18 protein-coding genes are annotated in these 22,215 nt (G+C 57.8%); 3 read left to right on the top strand and 15 right to left on the bottom strand.

Annotated features, from left to right (window positions below; all coding sequences use genetic code 11):
- Positions 1–217: 217 nt before the first annotated feature.
- Together guaA and guaB are read right to left on the bottom strand one after the other, a co-directional pair.
- A complete protein-coding gene (gene guaA, locus FHC51_RS21650; protein WP_156239543.1) occupies positions 218–1,795 on the bottom strand; it encodes a glutamine-hydrolyzing GMP synthase in 1,578 nt (525 codons plus the stop codon).
- Between the two features lie 63 nt (positions 1,796–1,858).
- A complete protein-coding gene (gene guaB / locus FHC51_RS21655) occupies positions 1,859–3,325 on the bottom strand; it encodes an IMP dehydrogenase (RefSeq protein ID WP_114314245.1) in 1,467 nt (488 codons plus the stop codon).
- Between the two features lie 159 nt (positions 3,326–3,484).
- Between guaB and xseA the strand changes: the two genes are divergently transcribed.
- Positions 3,485–4,858 (top strand): exodeoxyribonuclease VII large subunit, encoded by a 1,374-nt coding sequence (xseA, locus tag FHC51_RS21660; RefSeq protein ID WP_220436575.1) that lies wholly within the window; start codon positions 3,485–3,487, stop codon positions 4,856–4,858.
- 5 nt (positions 4,859–4,863) lie between these two features.
- Here the strand turns inward: xseA and FHC51_RS21665 are convergent, their stop codons facing one another.
- Positions 4,864–5,994 (bottom strand): MFS transporter, encoded by a 1,131-nt coding sequence (locus FHC51_RS21665; protein WP_220436576.1) that lies wholly within the window; start codon positions 5,992–5,994, stop codon positions 4,864–4,866.
- Between the two features lie 155 nt (positions 5,995–6,149).
- On the opposite strand from FHC51_RS21665, the gene FHC51_RS21670 reads away from it, so the two are divergent.
- Both FHC51_RS21670 and FHC51_RS21675 read left to right on the top strand, forming a co-directional pair.
- Entirely contained in the window at positions 6,150–7,169 is a 1,020-nt protein-coding gene (locus tag FHC51_RS21670; protein ID WP_156655026.1) for a M4 family metallopeptidase, read from the top strand.
- The gene (locus FHC51_RS21675) at positions 7,170–7,520 is read left to right on the top strand and encodes a protealysin inhibitor emfourin (RefSeq protein WP_103824635.1); all 351 of its coding nucleotides are present in this window, start codon (positions 7,170–7,172) and stop codon (positions 7,518–7,520) included.
- Here FHC51_RS21675 and FHC51_RS21680 read toward each other — a convergent pair.
- From FHC51_RS21680 to pbpC, 12 genes are all read right to left on the bottom strand, one after another.
- Positions 7,517–7,738, bottom strand: a complete 222-nt coding sequence (locus FHC51_RS21680; protein WP_220436577.1) for a zinc ribbon domain-containing protein — start codon at positions 7,736–7,738, stop codon at positions 7,517–7,519. The two genes, FHC51_RS21675 and FHC51_RS21680, sit on opposite strands and share 4 nt — an antisense overlap.
- A gap of 52 nt (positions 7,739–7,790) precedes the next feature.
- Positions 7,791–8,828 (bottom strand): Gfo/Idh/MocA family oxidoreductase, encoded by a 1,038-nt coding sequence (locus FHC51_RS21685; RefSeq protein ID WP_220436578.1) that lies wholly within the window; start codon positions 8,826–8,828, stop codon positions 7,791–7,793.
- A 62-nt stretch (positions 8,829–8,890) separates the two neighbouring features.
- Positions 8,891–10,444: a peptide MFS transporter gene (locus FHC51_RS21690; protein WP_220436579.1), complete on the bottom strand. Its 1,554-nt coding sequence runs from the start codon at positions 10,442–10,444 to the stop codon at positions 8,891–8,893.
- A gap of 300 nt (positions 10,445–10,744) precedes the next feature.
- On the bottom strand, positions 10,745–12,220 hold the full coding sequence (gene der / locus FHC51_RS21695; RefSeq protein ID WP_103824707.1) for a ribosome biogenesis GTPase Der: 1,476 nt from the start codon (positions 12,218–12,220) through the stop codon (positions 10,745–10,747).
- A gap of 110 nt (positions 12,221–12,330) precedes the next feature.
- A complete protein-coding gene (gene bamB / locus FHC51_RS21700; RefSeq protein ID WP_220436580.1) occupies positions 12,331–13,509 on the bottom strand; it encodes an outer membrane protein assembly factor BamB in 1,179 nt (392 codons plus the stop codon).
- A 10-nt stretch (positions 13,510–13,519) separates the two neighbouring features.
- A complete protein-coding gene (locus tag FHC51_RS21705; RefSeq protein WP_114314238.1) occupies positions 13,520–14,140 on the bottom strand; it encodes a YfgM family protein in 621 nt (206 codons plus the stop codon).
- 13 nt (positions 14,141–14,153) lie between these two features.
- Positions 14,154–15,428, bottom strand: coding sequence for a histidine--tRNA ligase (gene hisS / locus FHC51_RS21710; RefSeq protein ID WP_103824629.1), 1,275 nt, complete (start codon positions 15,426–15,428; stop codon positions 14,154–14,156).
- A gap of 91 nt (positions 15,429–15,519) precedes the next feature.
- Positions 15,520–16,638: a flavodoxin-dependent (E)-4-hydroxy-3-methylbut-2-enyl-diphosphate synthase gene (gene ispG / locus FHC51_RS21715; RefSeq protein ID WP_103824628.1), complete on the bottom strand. Its 1,119-nt coding sequence runs from the start codon at positions 16,636–16,638 to the stop codon at positions 15,520–15,522.
- Between the two features lie 30 nt (positions 16,639–16,668).
- Positions 16,669–17,676, bottom strand: a complete 1,008-nt coding sequence (gene rodZ / locus FHC51_RS21720) for a cytoskeleton protein RodZ (protein ID WP_156239559.1) — start codon at positions 17,674–17,676, stop codon at positions 16,669–16,671.
- 291 nt (positions 17,677–17,967) lie between these two features.
- Positions 17,968–19,134: a bifunctional tRNA (adenosine(37)-C2)-methyltransferase TrmG/ribosomal RNA large subunit methyltransferase RlmN gene (locus FHC51_RS21725; RefSeq protein ID WP_103180711.1), complete on the bottom strand. Its 1,167-nt coding sequence runs from the start codon at positions 19,132–19,134 to the stop codon at positions 17,968–17,970.
- A 169-nt stretch (positions 19,135–19,303) separates the two neighbouring features.
- Positions 19,304–19,735, bottom strand: coding sequence for a nucleoside-diphosphate kinase (gene ndk / locus FHC51_RS21730; RefSeq protein WP_039029721.1), 432 nt, complete (start codon positions 19,733–19,735; stop codon positions 19,304–19,306).
- Between the two features lie 155 nt (positions 19,736–19,890).
- Positions 19,891–22,215, bottom strand: coding sequence for a peptidoglycan glycosyltransferase PbpC (pbpC, locus tag FHC51_RS21735; protein ID WP_220436581.1), 2,325 nt, complete (start codon positions 22,213–22,215; stop codon positions 19,891–19,893).

The following is a 22,215-nucleotide window of genomic DNA, read 5'->3' on the forward strand; positions in this document are numbered from 1 at the left end:
ACCAACGCGTGCTCATCCTAGCATATTCAGAAAATGGCTACGCCTAAAGGATATGTGGCTTTGACTCGATACCATGTGAAAAAGAACTTCCACCATGGTATCAGAATACCTTGCCAGATGACGCTTTCACACACCATGAACAATGCCATTAATGATGTGAATAAATCATTAATGGCATTGTTTTTATTTAATTAAATCAAAAAATTAAATAAGAATGTCATTCCCACTCAATCGTCGCTGGTGGCTTACCGCTGATGTCATACACCACGCGGGAAATACCGTTCACTTCGTTGATAATACGGTTGGATACGCGACCCAGGAAGTCATACGGCAGGTGCGCCCAGTGGGCAGTCATAAAGTCGATAGTCTCCACCGCACGCAGGGAGACAACCCAGTCGTACTTACGGCCATCGCCCATTACGCCTACAGAGCGAACCGGAAGGAAGACGGTGAACGCCTGGCTCACTTTGTTGTACAGGTCAGCTTTGTGCAGCTCTTCGATGAAGATCGCATCCGCGCGACGCAGCAGGTCGCAGTACTCTTTCTTCACTTCGCCCAGCACGCGCACGCCCAGACCCGGCCCCGGGAACGGGTGACGGTAGAGCATGTCGTACGGCAGGCCAAGCTCCAGGCCGATCTTACGCACTTCGTCTTTGAACAGCTCACGCAGCGGTTCAACCAGACCCATCTTCATCTCTTTCGGCAGGCCGCCCACGTTGTGGTGAGACTTGATGACGTGTGCTTTACCGGTGGCGGATGCCGCGGATTCGATCACGTCAGGGTAGATGGTGCCCTGCGCCAGCCACTTCACATCTTCCAGCTTCAGCGCTTCTTCGTCGAACACTTCAACGAAAACGCGGCCAATGATTTTACGTTTGGCTTCCGGATCGTTTTCGCCCGCCAGCGCGTCGAGGAAGCGCTGCTCGCCTTCCACGTGAACGATATTCAGGCCGAAGTGGTCGCCGAACATGTCCATCACCTGCTGGGCTTCGTTCAGGCGCAGCAGTCCATTGTCGACGAAGACGCAGGTCAGGTTTTTACCGATGGCACGGTGCAGCAGCATCGCGGTCACGGAGGAGTCAACGCCACCGGACAGACCGAGGATCACTTTGTCGTCACCCACCTGCTGGCGGATACGTTCCACGGCGTCGTCGATGATTTTTGCTGGGGTCCACAGGGCTTCACACTGGCAGATATCGCGAACAAAGCGCTCCAGCATGCGCATACCCTGACGGGTGTGGGTCACTTCCGGGTGGAACTGCACGCCGTAGAAGCGCTTCTCTTCGTTCGCCATGATAGCAAACGGGCAGCTCTCGGTGCTGGCAACGGTCACGAAGTCGGACGGGATAGCGGTGACTTTATCGCCGTGGCTCATCCAGACATCCAGCAGCGCTTTGCCGTCGGCGGTCAGGGAGTCTTCGATACCGCGGATCAGGGCGCTGTCGGTCTGGACTTCAACCTGTGCATAGCCGAACTCACGTTCGTTGGAGCCTTCTACATGGCCACCCAACTGCATCGCCATGGTCTGCATGCCGTAGCAGACGCCGAACACCGGCACTCCGGCTTCGAATACATACTGCGGCGCGCGCGGGCTGTTATCTTCGGTGGTGCTTTCCGGGCCGCCAGAGAGAATGATACCGCTTGGGTTGAATTCGCGAATCTGTGCTTCCGTGACATCCCACGCCCACAGTTCACAGTAAACGCCCAGCTCACGTACGCGACGTGCCACCAGCTGAGTGTACTGCGAACCGAAATCCAGAATGAGAATGCGATGTTTATGAATATTTTCCGTCATTGACGCTAATTCCGAGGCAAGTGAAACAAAATCGCCCGGCATATAGCCGGGCGTGGAAATTTATCAGGAGCCCATGCGGTAGTTCGGGGACTCTTTGGTGATGGTCACGTCGTGAACGTGGCTTTCCTGGATACCCGCACCGCTGATACGTACAAACTCCGCTTTGGTACGTAACAGGTCGATAGTACCACAGCCGGTCAGGCCCATACAGGAGCGCAGGCCGCCCATCTGCTGGTGGATGATCTCTTTCAGGTAGCCTTTATAGGCCACACGGCCTTCGATACCTTCCGGCACCAGTTTGTCGGCAGCGTTATCGGTCTGGAAGTAGCGGTCGGAGGAGCCTTTGGACATCGCGCCCAGAGAGCCCATCCCACGGTAAGATTTATAAGAACGGCCCTGGAACAGTTCGATTTCACCCGGAGACTCTTCGGTACCGGCCAGCATGGAGCCCACCATTACCGCTGCCGCACCGGCCGCGATCGCTTTCGCGATATCGCCAGAGAAACGGATACCGCCGTCAGCGATAACCGGAATACCGGTGCCTTCCAGCGCTTCTACCGCGTCGGATACCGCAGTGATCTGCGGAACGCCCACGCCGGTCACGATACGGGTGGTACAGATGGAGCCTGGGCCGATACCCACTTTCACTGCGCTACAGCCCGCTTCAGCCAGGGCACGCGCGCCCGCGCCGGTTGCCACGTTACCGCCGATGATCTGCAGGTCAGGGTATTTCGCACGGGTCTCACGAATACGCTGGAGCACGCCCTCGGAGTGGCCGTGAGAAGAGTCGATCAGCAGCACGTCAACGCCCGCCGCAACCAGCGCATCAACGCGCTCTTCGTTGCCCGCACCCGCGCCCACCGCCGCGCCAACGCGCAGACGGCCATGCTCGTCTTTACAGGCGTTCGGTTTACGTTCTGCTTTCTGGAAGTCTTTAACGGTGATCATGCCGCGCAGGTGGAAGCTGTCGTCCACAACCAGCGCTTTTTCAACGCGTTTTTCGTGCATTTTTGCGAAGACCACGTCGCGGGATTCACCTTCACGTACGGTGACCAGACGCTCTTTCGGGGTCATGTAAACGCTGACCGGCTGGTTCAGGTCGGTGACGAAACGCACGTCACGGCCAGTGATGATGCCCACCAGTTCGTTATCGGAGGTGACAACCGGATAGCCTGCAAAACCGTTACGCTCGGTCAGCTCTTTCACTTCGCGCAGGGTGGTGGTTGGCAGAACGGTTTGTGGGTCGGTAACGATGCCAGATTCATGCTTCTTCACGCGGCGAACTTCTTCCGCCTGACGCTCGATAGACATGTTTTTATGAATAAAGCCAATGCCGCCTTCCTGAGCCAGGGCGATAGCCAGGCGCGCTTCAGTCACGGTGTCCATTGCCGCGGAGAGCATAGGAATGTTCAGGCGAATGGTTTTGGTTAACTGCGTGCTGAGGTCGGCAGTATTCGGCAGAACGGTGGAATGAGCGGGAACGAGGAGGACGTCGTCAAACGTCAGTGCTTCTTTAGCGATACGTAGCATGGGCAATATCTCTGACCTGGGTGGTTAAATATTGCCGTGGCATTATACAGAGCGTAACCGATTGCATCCACACTTTTTTATAAATAATGCTTGCGATTGCCTCTTATCAGGTTACTATCGACTGAATAACCTGCTGATTTAGAATTTGATCCCGCTCACATGTTATCCTCCCAATCCCCCTCAATTTATACTGTCAGCCGCCTGAATCAGACGGTCCGCTTGCTGCTTGAGCAGGAAATAGGCCAGGTGTGGATCAGCGGAGAGATCTCCAATTTCACCCAGCCGGCGTCCGGTCACTGGTACTTCACCCTGAAGGACAACACCGCCCAGGTGCGCTGCGCGATGTTCCGCAACAGCAACCGCCGGGTGACCTTCCGTCCGCAGCACGGGCAGCAGGTGCTGGTTCGCGCCAGTATCACGTTGTACGAGCCGCGCGGTGATTATCAGATTATTGTCGAGAGCATGCAGCCTGCGGGTGAAGGGCTTCTTCAGCAAAAATATGAGCAGCTGAAAGCCACGCTTTCCGCTGAGGGCCTGTTCGATCAGCAGTACAAACAACCGCTCCCCTCTCCCGCCCACTGCGTGGGGGTGATCACCTCGAAAACCGGCGCCGCGCTGCATGACATTCTGCACGTCCTGAAACGCCGCGACCCTTCCCTGCCGGTCGTTATCTATCCGACCGCGGTACAGGGCGATGATGCGCCGGGGCAGATTGTCCGCGCCATTGAGCTTGCTAACGCCCGTCAGGAGTGTGATGTGCTGATTGTCGGGCGCGGAGGCGGCTCTCTGGAAGATCTCTGGAGCTTTAACGACGAGCGGGTGGCGCGGGCGATTTTTGCCAGCCGGATCCCGGTAGTCAGCGCCGTCGGGCACGAAACTGACGTCACTATCACCGATTTTGTTGCTGACCTGCGGGCCCCCACACCGTCCGCTGCGGCAGAGATGGTGAGCCGTAACCAGCTCGAGCTGCTGCGCCAGCTGCAAAACGGCCAGCAACGGCTGGAGATGGCGATGGACTATTTCCTCGCCAACCGCACCCGCCGCTTTACCCAGCTTCATCATCGTCTGCAGCAACAACACCCGCAGCTGCGCCTGGCGCGTCAGCAAACCGTGCTGGAACGTCTGCGCCAGCGGATGAACGTGGCGGTGGATAGCCAGCTTAAACGGGCGGTGCAGCGCCAGCAGCGCGTTACCCAGCGCCTGAATCAGCACAACCCGCAGCCGCGTATTTATCGCGCACAAACCCGCATTCAGCAGCTGGAATATCGCCTTGCGGAGAATCTGCGTGCCCGCCTGAGCAGCACCCGCGAGCGTTTTGGTAACGCGGTCACCCACCTGGAAGCCGTCAGCCCGCTTTCAACCCTGGCGCGCGGCTACAGCGTGACCACGGCAACCGACGGCAAAGTGCTGAAGCAGACGAAACAGGTTAAAGCGGGTGATGTGCTTACTACCCGCCTGTCAGACGGCTGGGTGGAAAGCGAAGTGAAAGGTGTGACGCCAGCCAGGAAAACCCGCGCCCGCAAAAAGGGATGACGCGATTAATTCCGGGGGGCGGGCCTCACCATCAGCATCGCCAGCGATAGCGCGGAGAAGGCCAGCAGCGCCCACGCCGCGCCGACAAATCCATACAGCTGGCCAAAGAGCACCGAGCCGATAATCTGCCCGACCGCCAGCATCAGGAAGGCAACGCTGACCCCGGCAGCAGGCGAAGGCTCCGCGACCCGCGCCCCCTGCACCAGCAGCACGCCCGATAAAATCACATACCCCGCCCCGCTCATCGCCACCACCGGCACCAGCCACCAGGCAAAGCCCTTGCTGAAGGCCAGGGCAATCAGCGATCCCGCCATAAAGATCTGCGATCCGCGATAAACCCCGCGCATGCCGATGCGTTTCGCCAGGCTGCCGGTAAACACGGCGGCCACCCCTGCCCCGCCGCTCACCAGCCACAGGATGTTGGTGGCGGCGTCATCCAGCCCGGTATGGCGCTGCAAAAGCTCAGGACCGAAGCTCCACCAGGCGGCGCTGGCGATGCCGCTGACCAGCGCAATAGCGGAGAGCCGAATCATCCCCGGTTTATGCATCAGGCTGCGCCAGCCCGGAGTCATTTCGCCCGCCCTTCCCGCGCGGGGCAGATAGCGCCAGACGGGAATAAGAGAGACTAACGCCATAAGGGCAAAGATCGCGCAGGCAATCCGCCAGCCTCCCGGCACAAAAAACAGCACTGGCACCGACAGAATGATGCCGCCGCTGGTCCCGGCATTGATAATGGTGTTCACCTGAGTTTGCCGCTCGGGGTTAACCCCGAGGCTTACGGCCCCTGCCAGGGCGGGAGACGCCAACCCCGAACTGAGGCCAGCAATGAACAGTCCCGCGGCCAGCATCGGCGGCGAAGGGGCGAACGCCAGAATCAGCAGCCCGGCCGCCGCCGTTAAGGCCGCCAGAACGGCCGGCAAGCGCGGCCCGAAGCGCTCAGTCAGAGACGAGGCGAAAAAAACCGACAGACAATAGGCCCCGTAGCTGCAGGCGGCAATCAGGCCCGCGGCCTGCGGCGAGAAAGGGATAGCCTGCCGGATATCCGGCAGCATGATGCCCCATGAAAAGCGCGCCATCCCATAGGTAATAGCGATCAAGGTAAATCCTGTGATGGCCAGAGCCAGGTTTTTCTTCATGCCGTTCCTCGCGTTGGGTCGTTAAAACCTAAACCCTGTGCGCCGGGTGCGCCACTTTTTCGCCCCGCGATTTGTCCGACTTGCCTGCCGTTTTGCTGCGATGGCATACACTTAAGCTGTTGCTTTTTTCGGCATTGCCATAACAGGAGAGACGCATGACCCGAATCTATAGCGTGATCCCGCCCTATATCCTTCGCCGTATTATTGAGAGCGGCTCTGAGCCGCAGCAGCGCTGCGCTCGCCAGACCCTGACCCATGTCCAGACGCTGATGGCCCACATGCCGGGCAAACCCGTCGCGCCGCACGTGAACAGACCCGGGCAGCTGGAGCGGGACATTTACGACGCCAGGCAGACCCAGGAGCTGCCGGGCACTCAGGTGCGCTATGAGGGGCAGCGCTCTAACGGCGACGTGGCGGTGGACGAAGCCTACGATTATCTGGGCATCACCCATGATTTTTTCTGGAAGAACTATCAGCGTGACTCCCTCGATAACAAAGGGCTAATCCTCACCGGTACCGTGCATTATGGCCGGGAGTATCAGAACGCCTTCTGGAACGGGCAGCAGATGGTGTTTGGCGACGGGGACGGCGAGATTTTTAACCGCTTTACCATCGCCATCGACGTGGTCGCCCACGAGCTGAGCCACGGCGTCACCGAGACCGAAGCCGGGCTTATCTACTTTGAACAGTCCGGGGCGCTGAACGAGTCGTTATCAGACGTGTTTGGTGCGCTGGTGAAGCAATATCACCTTAAGCAAACCGCCGATAAGGCCGACTGGCTGATTGGCGAAGGCCTGCTGGCAGAGGGCGTTAACGGCAAGGCTCTGCGTTCCATGTCCGAGCCGGGCAGCGCCTACGACGATCCGTTGCTGGGCAAAGATCCGCAGCCGGGGCATATGGATGATTTCATTAAAACCCGTGAGGATAACGGCGGCGTGCACCTTAACTCCGGCATCCCTAACCGCGCCTTTTACCTGGCGGCCACCGCCATCGGGGGCTATGCCTGGGAAAAGGCTGGCTACGCCTGGTACGATACGGTGTGCGATCGCAACCTGGCGCAGGACGCGGATTTTGCCGCCTTTGCACGGCTGACCATCTATCATGGAGAGAAACGCGCTGGCGGCGACGTGGCGGCAGCCATTGAACAGGCCTGGAAGAGCACAGGAGTACTGTAAATGCAGATCCCGGAACTGACGGACGACGCCGTGGTTGAGCTGGCCCGCGAAGGCGGCGTCGCTTTTATTCCTAAGCTGAGCGGCCTGCGGCGTATTGCCCTCTCGGAACTGAACGAGCAGCAGCGCCAGCGGGTGGTAGCGATCCTCGACCAGGCGCTGAACCTCGGCCAGCCGCCCGGCCAGGCGTCATCACCGGGGCGCGGCGATCAGCGCTATTTTCGCATCCAGATCATCTGGACCCGGCACAACCAGGCGCAGTATACCGACGTGATCCTGCTGGTGCCGGAACAGGAAGCCCCGCCCTCGCTGGTGGATTTGTGGCGTAAGGGCGAAGACTGCGTCTGCGATTAAGCGCCGGGCAGGACGAACTCAACGCGCTTTTTCGAGATCAGACCGTGGCCGTTCTGACAGAAATAGTCCACCGCACCGCAGGCTTTTAACACCTCAAGCGGCTTATGGCACTCAGGACAGCGCGCTTCCAGAGCGATATCCTTGTGGCAATTCTCGCAATGCGCTACGCCGTTTTGCGGTTCAATCTCCGCATGGCAATCCGGGCAGGTAATCAACATGATGACTCCTTGGAAGGATATTCAGTACGGTGTTGATTTTAACACGATGCGCTCAGTGGGGGCCACGCAGCTGTTGCTGTAATGTCAGCAGGCATGTTACTTCCTCCAGCCGACGTTGCGTTGTGCGGCTCACCTCCTGCGGGGCACGTTCAAACAGGCTCTGCTCCCCCAGGATATGCTCCGCCAGACAGTGGGCGTAAATCGTGCCGCCAAAACGCCAGGACTGAACAACCTGCCCCTTATCCATCAGCTCCAGCACATCTTCCGCTCCGCGCCGGTCGTGGCTGAGGATGCGTCCGTCCCGCAGATAGAGCCGCAGCCCTTTCTGCCCGCCGCTCGGCCCGGCATACTTGTTGAGCCAGATATCCACCGGCACGCCGCCCATCGTTCCCTGCAGATGCGCCTCGCCTTCTGCGGTGGTCAGGTCGCCTTTAGCGATATCGCACCCCAGGCGGTCTCTGGCCGTCACAACCTGTAAGGCTATATCGCCCTCTCCGCCAAGGTAACGCACCGTTTCCCGTATCATCGCCAGCACGTGCGTGCCGATATCCAGGATCACCCCATCAGGATGGCGCAGCGTTCGGGTATCCGGTTCCCCGGTGGCAAAGTTAAGCGCAATGGGTTCTCCCGCCGCGTTAAACCCGCTCGGCTCCTGTAAAAAGCCCTCGATGCTGAGGATATCCGAAAAGTTCTTCACCAACCCCAGCTGCACCAGATTAATGCGCGCCATCCAGTGATCGAGCGCCAGTACCCGGGAGGCCACCTCTGGCCTTGCCAGCAACGTTTTCAGCCTGGCGATCTGGGCAAGCGTCGCGACGATCGGTTTTTCGACCACAATACGCGGGACAGAAGACGCCAGCGCCTGCTCAAGCACCTCAAGGTGCTGCAACGATGCGGTAGTGATAAACAGCGTATCGAGGTGGCGGGCAAGAAGGTCGGCGAGCGAAGGAGTACGGGTGACGCCATCAAGGTTTTTTGCTGGCTGGATATCGAATCCCAGGCAGCGAAGGGAAGACCCAAAGGTGCTCTGAAGTGCGGGTAAGTAGGCGGTTTCAACCACCGCGCCAAGTCCAACAAACCCAATCTGCATGTATCACCTCTGTCATTGCAAGGCCGGAGCGTAACGCACGCCCCGGCCAGCTCAGGCTGATATCAGGCGTTGGTTACCGGCTTCGGCTCGTTTTTCGTCTGCGTATTTTCCAGCATACGACGCACCGGAACAATGAGCACCGTCAGAACGGCGGCACAAATCAGCAGGGCGATGGAGCAGCGCGCGAAGAGGTCCGGCAGCATATCCAGCTGGTCGGCTTTAACATGACCGCCAATGAGACCTGCCGCCAGGTTGCCCAGCGCACTGGCACAGAACCACAGCCCCATCATCTGACCGCGCATTCTTTCCGGGGCCAGCAGGGTCATGGTCGCCAGACCAATCGGGCTCAGGCACAGTTCCCCGAGGGTCAGCATCAGGATACTGCCCACCAGCCAGAACGGCGATACCCCCGCCCCACCGTTACTGAGGACATTCTGCGCCGCCAGCATCATCAGGCCAAAGCCCCCTGCCGCGCACAGAATCCCGATCACGAACTTGGTGATGCTGCTCGGGCGAATGTTGTTTTGCGCCAGTTTAGGCCAGGCCCAGCTAAAGACCGGCGCCAGCAGAATAATAAACAGGGCGTTAATCGACTGGAACCACACCGCCGGGATTTCAAAATCGCCGATCATGCGGTTGGTGTAGTCATTCGCAAACAGGTTGAACGAGGTCGGTTTTTGCTCGAACGCTGACCAGAAGAAGGCTGCAGAGACCAGCAGGATGAAGCAGACCAGCAGTCTGGCGCGCTCTTTCCGGTTCAGGCCGGCAAAGGCAAACAGCCAGATGAAGTAGAGCGCCACGGAGGCGGCAATCACATACACCAGTACGCTGGCCACGGCGACCGGGTTAATGACAATCACGCCCTGGGCAATCAGGGTGACAATAATTGCAATACCCGCCGCCAGCGCCAGCAACCAGCCGCCGACACCCTTTTTCTTCGCTACCGGGCTGTTCCAGGTGGAGTCCAGCCCCACTTCGCTGTCGTAGCGCTTCATCGACGGCACGGCAAAGAGGCGGAAGATGACCAGCGCCACCAGCATCCCGATGCCGCCGATACCAAAGCCCCAGTGCCAGCCGTGGGATTTAATCAACCAGCCGGAGATCAGCGGCGCGATAAACGACCCCATGTTGATGCCCATATAGAACAGCGAGAAGCCGCCGTCACGACGCGCATCGCCTTTCTTATACAGGGTGCCGACCATTACCGAGATACAGGTTTTGAACAGGCCAGAGCCAAGGACAATAAACATCAGGCCGATAAAGAACAGGTTGTTACCCATCACCGCCGACAGCGCAATCGACAGGTGGCCGAGCGCAATCAGGATCGAGCCGTACCAGACCGCTCTCTGCTGGCCGAGCCAGTTATCCGCCAGCCAGCCGCCCGGCAGCGCGGCCAGGTACATGGTTCCGGCGAAGATACCGACGATAGCGGAGGCATTCTCACGCGCCAGCCCCATGCCGCCGTCATAGACGGTGGCCGCCATAAACAGAATTAGCAGCGGACGAATACCGTAAAACGAGAAGCGCTCCCACATCTCCGTGAAGAACAGCGCGCCGAGCGGATAAGGATGGCCGAAGAAAGTTCGGCTTTCGTTTTTATTAACAGAGGATTGCATAATTCTCCCGAGATGATGTGTCGTCGTACTTGTTAGCACCGGAAGTCAGCCGCCCCATCAGCATTCGGGTGGCTTTTTTACATCCGGCGAAATGTTATTTAACCATTTGATAACCTGAAGCAACTTTTGTCCAGCCCCCACCCCACCCTCAAAAGATGAAAGTTCGACAATCGTCTTATTTCTTAGATTTTATGTTGGATAAACATGAATAGTGATTGACATCACATCAATATTTATTCGTCCCTGTCAGGCATAAAAAAACCCGCGACAGGCGCGGGTTTTTTGGCAGAGCAGCAAGGATTATTTGCTTTTCTTGATGTGTTTAATCAAGCGCTTACGTTTACGCATCTGGTTCGGCGTCAGGGTGTTGCGTTTGTTAGCAAACGGGTTATCCCCTTCCTTGAACTGGATACGGATTGGCGTACCCATTACGTCCAGCGATTTGCGGAAGTAGTTCATCAGGTAACGTTTGTAGGAGTCCGGCAGATCCTTCACTTGGTTACCGTGGATAACCACGATCGGTGGGTTATAACCACCAGCGTGCGCATACTTCAGCTTCACGCGACGACCACGCACCAGCGGTGGCTGGTGGTCTTCTGCCGCCATGGTCATGATGCGGGTCAGCATCGCGGTACCGACACGGCGGGTGGAGCTGTCGTAGGCTTCGCGTACGGATTCAAACAGGTTGCCGACGCCGCTACCGTGCAGGGCAGAGATGAAATGCACACGAGCAAAGTCGATAAAGCCCAGACGGAAGTCGAGGGTCTCTTTCACCTGCTCACGCACTTCATTGCTCAGGCCATCCCACTTGTTGACGACGATAACCAGTGAGCGCCCACTATTGAGGATAAAGCCGAGCAGGGAGAGATCCTGATCGGAGATACCTTCACGGGCATCGATAACCAGCATCACCACGTTGGCATCTTCAATCGCCTGCAGGGTTTTGATTACCGAGAATTTTTCCACTACATCGGTGATTTTGCCGCGCTTACGCACGCCCGCGGTGTCGATCAGCACATATTCACGCTCGTCGCGCTGCATCGGGATGTAGATGCTGTCACGGGTCGTGCCCGGCATGTCGTACACCACCACGCGATCTTCACCGAGAATACGGTTAGTAAGCGTTGACTTACCGACGTTTGGACGGCCCACAATGGCGAGCTTGATCGGCAGATCCTGCGGGTTGAAGTCGTCTTCAGGCTCTTCTTCTTCGCCCTCTTCGCCTTCTTCGAACTGCGCCCAGTATTCGGCGTCTTCGTCGACCTCTTCCGGCGGGTTGATCTCGTCAACGAACGGCAGCAGCGCGGTTTCCAGCAGACTGGTCACGCCACGACCGTGAGAGGCGGCGATCGGGTAGATATCGCCCAGGCCTAATGACCAGAAATCGGCCATCGCCTGGTCGGGATCGATACCGTCGGTTTTGTTCGCCACCAGGAAAGTTGCTTTTTCACGCGAGCGCAGGTGCTTGGCGATAGCCGAGTCGGCAGGCATCAGGCCCGCGCGCGCATCGACCATAAACAGCACGATGTCGGCCTCTTCGATCGCCAGCAGGGATTGCTCCGCCATGCGGGTTTCCACGCCGTCCTCTGTACCGTCGATACCACCGGTATCGATACAGATAAACTCACGACCTTCCACTTCTGCACGACCGTACTTACGGTCACGCGTGAGCCCCGGGAAATCCGCAACCAGCGCATCACGGGTGCGTGTTAAACGGTTAAAAAGAGTGGATTTTCCAACGTTCGGGCGCCCGACAAGCGCGACCACAGGTACCATGTTTAAAGCCTCATAAAATTCGATATCACGTCGCATTTGCGGCGTTTTTTAAAAAATCAAAACGGCCCCTGAAGCAACAGGAGCCGTTGAGTATACTACAACCGCGGTGATTAACGCGTGATCGCGTACAGCGTGCCGTCTTTTGCCTGGATCAGCAGTTTACCGTCAACCGATACTGGCTCGGTCAGGAAGCCGGAACTGTCGACCTTCGCCTGCGCGACAAAACGACCGTTGCTTGGGTCAATCCAGTGCATATAGCCTTCGCTATCACCCACCACCAGGCTGCCGTTATAGAGTGCTGGCGCGGTCAGCAGACGGTGCAGCAGATCGCTTTGCGTCCACAGCGTCACGCCGCCTTCGGTGCTCAGGGCCAGCACGCGATCGTTCTGATCGACCAGATAGATGCGGTTGCCGTCAACGATGAAATCGTTCACCGAGCCCAGCTCACGTTTCCACATGATCTGACCACTACGCAGATCCATCGCGGTCAGGTTGCCGTTATAGGCCAGCGCATACACAACGCCATTCACGATAACCGGCGTGGTATCGACATCGCTCAGACGGTCAATTTCGGTCGGACCGGTAGCCTGAGAGATACGCTGCTGCCAGATCAGCTGACCTTGCTGCATCAGCACGGCGCTAACGCGACCGTTATCACCGCCGACAATGGCGGCGCCAAACGCGGTAGCCGGAGCCGATTCGCCGCGCAGGGAGAGCGCAGGCATATCCAGGTTCACGGTCCATTTTACCGCGCCGTCAGTTTCATTCAGCGCCTGCAGCTGACCGTTTGCGGTATGCACCAGCACCATGCCGTCGCTGACGACCGGACGAGAGAGCGTTTCGCCCGCCACGCGCGTCTGCCAGGCAATGGAACCATCGCTGGCGTTAAGAGCATAGACCTGTGCCTTCTCGCTGCCGATATAAACATGGCCACCGGCAATCGTTACACCACCGGAGAGCAGCGCAGGCGTGCGTGACAGCCAGCCGCTTTTTTCTGCGAGGTTGACCGACCACACTTCTTTGCCGTCGTCGGCATTCAGGGCTTTTACCGTGCCTTTGCGGTCAGCCGCATAGACAATGCCGTCCGCAGAAGCCGGATGCAGGTTAGAGTAGAAATCACCAATCCCGTCGCCCACGGAGGTGCTCCAGGCGGTAGAAGGTTCAAACTGGTTTTCAACCGTCGGCAGTGGCGACATGGTCACGACATCTTCTTCACCGCTGAACAGTGAACAGCCGCTCAATAACGTAACGGAAAGCAGTCCTGGCAGAAGTAATTTACGCAATTGCATCGGGTCCCTCTCAGACGGACAAATTATTTATTTTCATCTGCATCATTTCGCTCAGCGCTGGCGAGGCGTTGCTTTTCACACCCGCTTCCCACGCGCTGCGCGCGCCCTGTTTGTCACCTTTGCTCAGCAATGCTTCGCCACGCAGGTCGGCAACAATGGCGGCGTAACCTTCACCTTTAACGCTGTCCAGCGTTTTCAGCGCGTCGTCAGTTTTCTTCTGCTGAACCTGAATACGGGCGAGACGCAGGTTGATAACCGCTTTCAGATTATCGTCGCTTGCTGATGCCAGACCCTGCTGCAGCTGGGCTGCCGCTTTGTCCAGTTCATTTTTATCAACAAACTGCTGAGCCACTTCCAGGGAAGCCAGCGCACCGTAGGTGTTTTTGTTGTCTGCGGCAAATTTCTCTGCCGCTGCCAGCGTTTGTGGCTGATCGGCGCGGATTGCGCTCACGGTATTTTCATACTGTAAGGAAGAACCACGGGCAGAGTCGACCTGATGATTGTTCCAGTAACGCCAGCCCACCAGCGCGCCTATACCTAAAATAACCCCAACAGCCAGGGCTTTGCCGTTTTCAGCAAAGAAGCGTTTAAGTGCATCAACCTGGTCGTTTTCGTTCTCGTAAATTTCCACGCAGTCCTTCTCCTTAGCCCAGTAGAGTGCGCAAGTGCGCCGCAACGCCGTCCTGCGTTACCGTTGTTTGCTCACCAGAGCGCAGATCTTTCACTACCACTTCGCCGTTAGCCACTTCTGACTCGCCAAGTACCAGTGCGATACGCGCGCCCCACTTATCGGCACGGGCGAACTGTTTTTTAAAGTTGCCGCCGCCGTGGTTGGTCATCAGCTTAGCCTCCGGGAGCGCATCGCGCACGCGTTCGGCAAGCTGCATTGCCGCAGGCTGCGTTTCCGCGCCTGAGGCTACCAGGTATATATCGACAACAGGATCAGCTTTAAATTCCGGATTAACTGCCTGAACTAACAAAACAAGTCGCTCAAGGCCCATGGCGAAGCCAACGGCAGGTGCTGGGCGACCGCCTAACTGCTCAACCAGACCGTCATAACGACCGCCGGCACAGACAGTCCCCTGGGAACCCAGGCTAGTGGTGACCCACTCAAAGACGGTGCGGTTATAGTAGTCCAGACCGCGTACCAGGCGCTGGTTAACCGTGTAGGTAATACCGGCAGCTTCCAGCAGTTTGCACAGACCAGCAAAGTGTTCGCGGGAGTCGTCATCCAGGTAATCACCCAGCGCAGGCGCATCGTTCAGCAGCGCCTGTACGTCCGGGTTCTTGGAGTCCAGCACGCGCAGCGGGTTGCTGTACATACGACGCTTGCAGTCTTCGTCCAGCTTCTCTTTGTGCAGTTCCAGGAACGCCACCAGCGCATCGCGGTAGTTGGCGCGCGCTTCAAGAGAACCGATAGAGTTCAGCTCCAGCGTAACGTGTTCAGCGATGCCCAGCGCACGCCACCAGCGCGCGGTAAGCATGATCAGCTCAGCGTCGATATCCGGCCCCTGCAGGCCAAAGGCTTCGACACCCAGCTGGTTAAACTGGCGGTAGCGGCCCTTCTGCGGACGTTCGTGGCGGAACATTGGGCCGATATACCACAGGCGTTGCTCCTGATTGTACAGGAGACCATGCTCGATGCCGGCGCGAACACAGCCCGCCGTGCCTTCCGGACGTAAAGTCAGGCTGTCGCCGTTACGATCCTCAAAGGTGTACATCTCTTTTTCAACCACATCGGTCACTTCGCCGATAGCGCGTTTGAATAACGGGGTCTGCTCTACAATCGGCAAACGGATTTCGCTGTAACCGTAGCTGCCGAGCACCTGCTTCAGGGTGCCTTCAATGCGCTGCCAGATGGCGGTCTCGGCAGGCAGATAATCGTTCATGCCGCGAATGGCTTGAATATTCTTTGCCACGTTTGTTCTCTTTCTATAGACAAAAATGAACCCTGGGGTTCATAACCGAAGGGTTCAATCATACACAGGAAGCATACCGCTTCCCATCACGTTATTTTTCGACCTGGTGCACGCTGATGCGCTGCGCTTCATCAAGCATGGTCGCTTTGGCGCGAATTCGGGCTTCAAGCTGATCGATCATGTCGCTATTATCCAGACGATCTTTGCGAACGCCATCTTCATAGAGACCACTTTTCTTGTTGCCGCCCGTTACGCCAAGCGTTGACACCAGCGCTTCACCCGGACCGTTTACCACACAGCCAATAATCGAGACGTCCATTGGGGTGATGATATCTTCCAGACGCTGCTCAAGGGCATTCACGGTACCGATGACATCGAACTCCTGACGCGAACAAGTCGGGCAGGCGATAAAGTTGATGCCACGGGAACGGATACGCAGGGATTTCAGAATATCGAAACCGACTTTGATCTCTTCGACCGGATCGGCGGCCAGCGAGACGCGCAGGGTATCGCCAATGCCTTCGTTCAGCAGCAGACCGAGGCCAATGGCTGACTTCACCGCCCCACTGCGCGCGCCACCGGCTTCGGTGATCCCCAGGTGCAGCGGCTGATCGATCTGCTTCGCCAGCAGACGATAGGATTCAACGGCAAGGAAAACGTCAGAGGCTTTCACGCTGACTTTGAACTGATCGAAGTTCAGGCGATCGAGATGATCCACATGACGCATGGCCGATTCCAGCAGCGCCTGCGGCGTCGGTTCGCCATACTTTTCCTGCAGATCTTTTTCCAGAGAACCGGCGTTCACGCCGATACGGATGGGGATGTTTTTATCGCGGGCGCAGTCCACCACCGCACGAATACGCTCTTCGCTGCCGATATTGCCGGGGTTGATACGCAGACAATCGACACCGTATTCTGCCACTTTCAGCGCGATGCGGTAATCGAAGTGAATATCGGCAACCAGCGGAACAGAGACCTGCTGCTTGATGAGTTTGAATGCTTCTGCCGCATCCATCGTTGGCACGGAAACGCGAACAATGTCCGCGCCTACGCGTTCTAACGCTTTGATCTGATTGACCGTCGCTTCCACATCCGTGGTGCGGGTGTTGGTCATCGACTGAACGGCGATGGGCGCACCATCACCGATTGGCACATTCCCGACGTAAATACGTTTCGATTTTCTACGTGGAATAGGAGCCTGGTTATGCATGAAAAATCTCCCGCGTTGCCTGTCCGTTACTTACTGTGCTGCTGATTGTTCGGCATTTACGGTCAGACGTGCAACCTGGTTAGTTCTGATAAAACGGCTCAGATCGACAGGTTTACCCTGGAACTGGATCTGGACCGCAGCCGGAGCACCAATCTTGAGTTTGTACGGCGCCTGGCCTGTCAGGTTTAAATTACCGTCTTTACGCTGCAGACCGCTGAACAGCTTTTTGCCCGTCGCATCGGTCACTTCCAGCCAGCAGTCGGCGGTGAAGTTCATCACCAGCGCGTTCGGGTCAACAGGTGCTGCCGACACGCCTGCCGGATCGGCAGGTAAGGTCTGAGTGGCATCCGCCGTTGCTGCAGGCGCGGTTGCAGGTGCAGTCTCGACGTTAGCCTGAGAAGGCGACACCACCGCATTGTCTGCCGGTGCCTGCGCCGTCTGATCCGCGGCTGGCGCAGCAGTTTGCGCCGTTGCCATATCCTGAGTGCCGGTCGCTGGCGTCTGTGAATCGCTGGCGCTTGCAGAGGCGTCGGTATTCAGAGGAATGCTCTGGGCACCGTCGCCCGCTGAGTTATTGAGTTCGGCGGAAGTTTGATCGGCCATAGTGGTGATCTCTTCCTGCTGCGCTTTGTGGTTCTGCCACCACCACGCGCCTGTCAGGCCGATGACCACAAACAGCACCAGCCAGGTGAAACTCATCAGCCAGCCATCACGTTTTTTACGGCGTTTGCCCAGCGAAAAACTCTGCATCGGCGCGACTTTCGCCGCTCTGACCGGTGCCTGTTTTTCCATCATTGGCAGCAGTTCGTTTTCAGGGATATGAACCAGTTTCGCATAGGAGCGGATATAACCACGCAGAAACGTTGAAGCAAGATCGGCAGGAGCCTTATCTTCTTCAATATCGCGGACCGTGGAAACCTTCAGACATAAGCGCTCCGCAACAGCTTGCTGGCTTAGTCCGAGTTGTTCACGGGCGTTACGAAGACGTACGCCAGTGGAAAGTGCTGCATTTTGGTCGTGAGTGGCTTCAGTATTCATTCGCTACAACTACTGGTACGTGAAAAGTGAGGATCCTGGCGCCGGTGAGTCACAATGCCACCCGCACCGCGAAACTTCTGGTCAGTTAACCTAATGACCCCGCCCAACACTGTCAGGTTATCGTTGACAGAGGCGGCCTGGCAGTGAGGCTAAACTGTTGTTGCGTCGTTACATACTGCCTCAAAGTCATATAAAACGCACCGTAATTATTACCCATATGCCGGCGCAATGACTGTTTATTCGCATCCGTAGCCGCCACGGCGCAATTCTCGCGCCGTGACTGCATAATAATTACACGGACTTGATCGCGATGGCGTCGCCCTGCATGCGTTTACGCAGCGTACGCTTGGTGCGGTCGATAACGTCACCAGCCAACTGACCACAGGCGGCATCGATATCATCACCGCGGGTTTTACGCACGATAGTGGTAAAGCCATACTCCATCAGAACCTTGGAGAAACGGTCGATACGGCTGTTTGAGCTACGGCCATACGGCGCGCCCGGGAACGGGTTCCATGGGATGAGGTTGATCTTGCACGGCGTGTCTTTCAACAGTGCCGCCAGCTCGTGGGCGTGCTCGGTACCGTCGTTGACATGATCCAGCATGACGTACTCAATGGTGACGCGACCCTGGTTGGCGTTGGACTTCGAAATGTAGCCACGAACCGAGTTCAGGAAGGTCTCAATGTTGTACTTCTTGTTGATGGGCACGATCTCATCGCGGATGGTATCGTTTGGCGCGTGCAGCGAAATCGCCAGCGCCACGTCAATCATATCGCCGAGCTTATCCAGCGCAGGAACAACGCCTGAGGTAGAGAGCGTAACGCGACGTTTGGAGAGGCCAAAACCGAAGTCGTCGAGCATGATTTCCATCGCCGGAACCACGTTGGTCAGGTTCAGCAGCGGCTCGCCCATCCCCATCATCACCACGTTGGTGATTGGACGGGTGCCGGTGATTTTTGCCGCACCGACGATTTTCGCCGCACGCCACACCTGGCCGATAATTTCTGACACGCGCAGGTTACGGTTAAAGCCCTGCTGCGCCGTGGAGCAGAATTTACACTCCAGCGCACAACCCACCTGGGAGGAGACGCACAGGGTAGCGCGATCGTCTTCCGGGATATAAACCGTTTCAACACGCTGATCGCCAACCGCAATGGCCCATTTGATGGTGCCGTCAGCGGAACGCTGCTCTTCCACCACTTCCGGCGCGCGGATTTCGGCCACTTCTTTCAGCTTGTTGCGCAGCACTTTGTTGATGTCGGTCATCTCATCAAAGTTGTCGCTGCAATAGTGGTACATCCATTTCATGACCTGGTCGGCACGAAACGGCTTCTCGCCCATCTCTTTGAAGAACTCGCGCATCTGCTGACGGTTCAAATCCAGCAGGTTGATTTTTCCATTTTTATTCGGAACCGCAGGAATGGCGACTTCGGAGGTGTTAACTAATTCAGACATAATATATTCCGGCCTCGTTGTTACACGTTATGGCCCGTGGAGGGTTGAAAAGAAACGCCCCGGAAAGCGGTCTGCTCATCCGGGGCGTTACATTGTACAAAGTCTGGTGCAGGGATGCCACGTTTGCACGCGGCATTTACGAAAATAATGTGTAAACGAAACCGTTATATTAACGGGTACGTGGACACACTTCGCCTTCCGCGAAGAAGTAGGCGATTTCGCGTTTAGCAGATTCTACGGAGTCGGAACCGTGGGTGCCGTTCTCGGTGAAGCTGTCAGCGTAGTCTGCACGCAGCGTACCTGCCAGCGCGTTGTCTGGGTTAGTGGCACCCAGCAGATCGCGGTGACGCTGAACGGCATTTTCGCCTTCCAGAACGGAAACCACGATTGGGCCAGAGGTCATGAACTCAACCAGGCCGTCGAAGAATGGGCGACCTTCGTGTTCAGCATAGAAACCGCGAGCCTGCTCAACGGTCAGATGCAGCATTTTGGTACCAACAATTTTGAACCCTGCCGCTTCAAAGCGCGCAAAGATGCTGCCAATAACGTTTTTTGCCACCGCGTTTGGCTTGATGATGGAAAAAGTACGTTCAATAGCCATGATTACCTCTGTGATTTGTTCTGTTGTTATGCATTCATGCGTAATATGTGGCGCGGATTATAATGAGCATTAGCGCCATTGCCTATGGATGCATGTAACATTTTTTTAAAATAAGACGAGTATTAACAACAGATCCTCTTCAAAATGCCTTTTATCTATTGCAGCGTAAAATCCACGGTCGCCACCTGCCCCGCCTCATCCAATACCAGTAGCTGATAATCTCCTGCATTTTCAAGCTGCAACGTATACATTCGCCCCTGGACGTTCAGCGGTTCGCCATTAAGAAACCACCAGCGCGGTCCGTCACTGCCGCTGGCCTGCAGAGGCAACGAGACGCGCGACTCGCCCGGCAGACGCTTAATCACAGCCCCCTGACGAATACCGGAGAGCAGCAGCGGCGCCGGGAAGGTCTGATCGAGCGGTGGACAGGTTGCAGACGCGGGCGGGATGCGGGCAGATCGTCGCTCTGCCTGAGGCAGCCACGGCTCCAGCGGCAGCGGCCAGACGTCGACGCTTTTTTCCTGCGCCTGCGGGCAGTCTGCCGCCACCCGCTTACCGCTGTTATCCAGCCAGATCGGAAAATGAATGCCGCGGATGCCCTCCTGCTCCGGCAGCAACAGCGTCGGCGGCTGGCTCCCTTCGAGCAGCCACGTCGCGAGTCGACGGCGGCAGTTGCTGTCCCCGTCTGGCAGCAACTGCCCGCCCGGCCAGCAAATCACCCCGCGGCTAACGGAGGCCGGGCGCGGATCGCGCGGCAGACGCGCCTCATCCAGCGCCGATCGCGACTGCAGCAGGTTATTAACCTGATTCAACACTGGCACGGCGCTGGCAAAACCAAACTGCCCGGCGACCGGGGTGCCGTCCGGCCTGCCGGTCCAGACCCCGATAACGTAGCGCGCATTCAGCCCAATCGCCCACGCATCGCGATAGCCATAGCTGGTGCCGGTTTTTATTGCCAGCGGTACCACCTGAGCAAGCGCGCTGTCGGGTAACGGCTGCGCCTCGTTGGCAAGAATGCGTCGGATGATCCACGCGGACCCGGGCGAGAGTAAAGGCCGTTCCAGCAGCGGGTCGTCGGGTTTCAGGCGCAGCTTCCCTGCCCGACCCTGACGGGCAAACGCGCTGTATGCCGCGGCGATATCCGCCAGACGTGCCCCGGCGCCCCCGAGAATCAGGGACAGGTTCGGCTGAGCCCCCGCAGGCAGGAGAAGCGGTAAACCGGCGTTACGCAGCATTCCGGCAAACTTCTTCGGCCCATAGGCCTCCAGCACCTGCACGGCGGGCAGGTTCAGGGATCGCACCAGCGCTTCGCTCATGCTGATCGGACCGTGAAAACCGCTGTCAAAGTTACCCGGACGGTAATCGCCGGTGCGTCGCGGAACATCCTGCAACAGCGAGGCCGGATGGATCAGCCCCTCATCCATCGCCAGGCCGTAGACAAAGGGCTTCAGCACCGATCCCGGGGATCGGATCGCGCTGATCATGTCCACATGGCTGAAGCGGCTGTCGTCGTTGATGTCGACCGACCCCACCCAGCCACGCACCTTCATATCGGTATGATCCAGGACGATCATCGCCAGTGAGCTGCGGGGCGGCAGGCGGGATTTCCAGTTCAGGGCCAGCTCCTCGAGCTGACGCTGCAACGTAGCATCCAGCGTCGTGACCACTTTGCTGTCGCGGCTTTTGCCCAGCATCATGCGCGAGAACAGCGGCGCCAGCTGCGGCATCTGGCGTGGCGCCAGCCAGACGGGCTCTTCCTGGGACTCTTTGACCTGGCGAGCGGACCAGACGCCCTGGGATGCCATCCGGTTGAGGACTTTATTACGTGCCGCCTCTGCCCGCTGCGGCCAGCGATCCGGTCGCAAACGGCTCGGCGCCTGCGGCAGAACGGCAAGCAGGGCGGCTTCGGAGTAGCTTAGTTGCGCAGGGGATTTTCCCAGATAGGCCCAACTTGCGGCCCCCACGCCCTGTAGCGTGCCGCCAAACGGGGCGCGGTTCAGATAGAGCGTCAGGATCTCAGCTTTGGAGAGGTGCCACTCCAGCTGGAGCGCCCGCCAGAGCTGGCGCACTTTACCCCCCAGCGTACGGGAATGAGGATCCAGCAGTCGCGCCACCTGCATGGTCAGCGTGCTGCCACCCGAGATCACCTTTCCGGCCAGCAGATCCTGCCAGGCGGCGCGCAGCACAGAGAACGGGTTAACGCCGGGATGATCCCAGAACCAGCGATCTTCATACTGGATCAGCGCCTCAAGATAGCGCGGTGAAACCTCTTCAATGGTGACCGGATAGCGCCAGATCCCGTCGCGATCGGCAAATCGCCACAACGGAATGCCCTTTTCATCCACCACCACGCGGGCAGGGTTGACCTCGTGTAACGGCAGCGGCCACAGGCGATCGGCGGCCACGACGGCGCCCCATAGCAGAAGAAGCGCTCCCGCCAGCCACAGCCAGCGGGAGCGTAACAGAGAGCGGCGCTGCAC

The organism is Leclercia sp. EC_58, from assembly GCF_019584355.1.
Taxonomy (GTDB): Bacteria; Pseudomonadota; Gammaproteobacteria; order Enterobacterales; family Enterobacteriaceae; genus Enterobacter.

Excerpts from the sequence above, each read along its gene's own strand:
- guaA (WP_156239543.1), bottom strand. The coding sequence starts at position 1,795 with ATGACGGAAAATATTCATAAACATCGCATTCTCATTCTGGATTTCGGT.
- guaB (WP_114314245.1), bottom strand. The coding sequence starts at position 3,325 with ATGCTACGTATCGCTAAAGAAGCACTGACGTTTGACGACGTCCTCCTC.
- xseA (WP_220436575.1), top strand. The coding sequence starts at position 3,485 with ATGTTATCCTCCCAATCCCCCTCAATTTATACTGTCAGCCGCCTGAAT.
- FHC51_RS21665 (WP_220436576.1), bottom strand. The coding sequence starts at position 5,994 with ATGAAGAAAAACCTGGCTCTGGCCATCACAGGATTTACCTTGATCGCT.
- FHC51_RS21670 (WP_156655026.1), top strand. The coding sequence starts at position 6,150 with ATGACCCGAATCTATAGCGTGATCCCGCCCTATATCCTTCGCCGTATT.
- FHC51_RS21675 (WP_103824635.1), top strand. The coding sequence starts at position 7,170 with ATGCAGATCCCGGAACTGACGGACGACGCCGTGGTTGAGCTGGCCCGC.
- FHC51_RS21680 (WP_220436577.1), bottom strand. The coding sequence starts at position 7,738 with ATGTTGATTACCTGCCCGGATTGCCATGCGGAGATTGAACCGCAAAAC.
- FHC51_RS21685 (WP_220436578.1), bottom strand. The coding sequence starts at position 8,828 with ATGCAGATTGGGTTTGTTGGACTTGGCGCGGTGGTTGAAACCGCCTAC.
- FHC51_RS21690 (WP_220436579.1), bottom strand. The coding sequence starts at position 10,444 with ATGCAATCCTCTGTTAATAAAAACGAAAGCCGAACTTTCTTCGGCCAT.
- der (WP_103824707.1), bottom strand. The coding sequence starts at position 12,220 with ATGGTACCTGTGGTCGCGCTTGTCGGGCGCCCGAACGTTGGAAAATCC.
- bamB (WP_220436580.1), bottom strand. The coding sequence starts at position 13,509 with ATGCAATTGCGTAAATTACTTCTGCCAGGACTGCTTTCCGTTACGTTA.
- ispG (WP_103824628.1), bottom strand. The coding sequence starts at position 16,638 with ATGCATAACCAGGCTCCTATTCCACGTAGAAAATCGAAACGTATTTAC.
- rodZ (WP_156239559.1), bottom strand. The coding sequence starts at position 17,676 with ATGAATACTGAAGCCACTCACGACCAAAATGCAGCACTTTCCACTGGC.
- FHC51_RS21725 (WP_103180711.1), bottom strand. The coding sequence starts at position 19,134 with ATGTCTGAATTAGTTAACACCTCCGAAGTCGCCATTCCTGCGGTTCCG.
- ndk (WP_039029721.1), bottom strand. The coding sequence starts at position 19,735 with ATGGCTATTGAACGTACTTTTTCCATCATCAAGCCAAACGCGGTGGCA.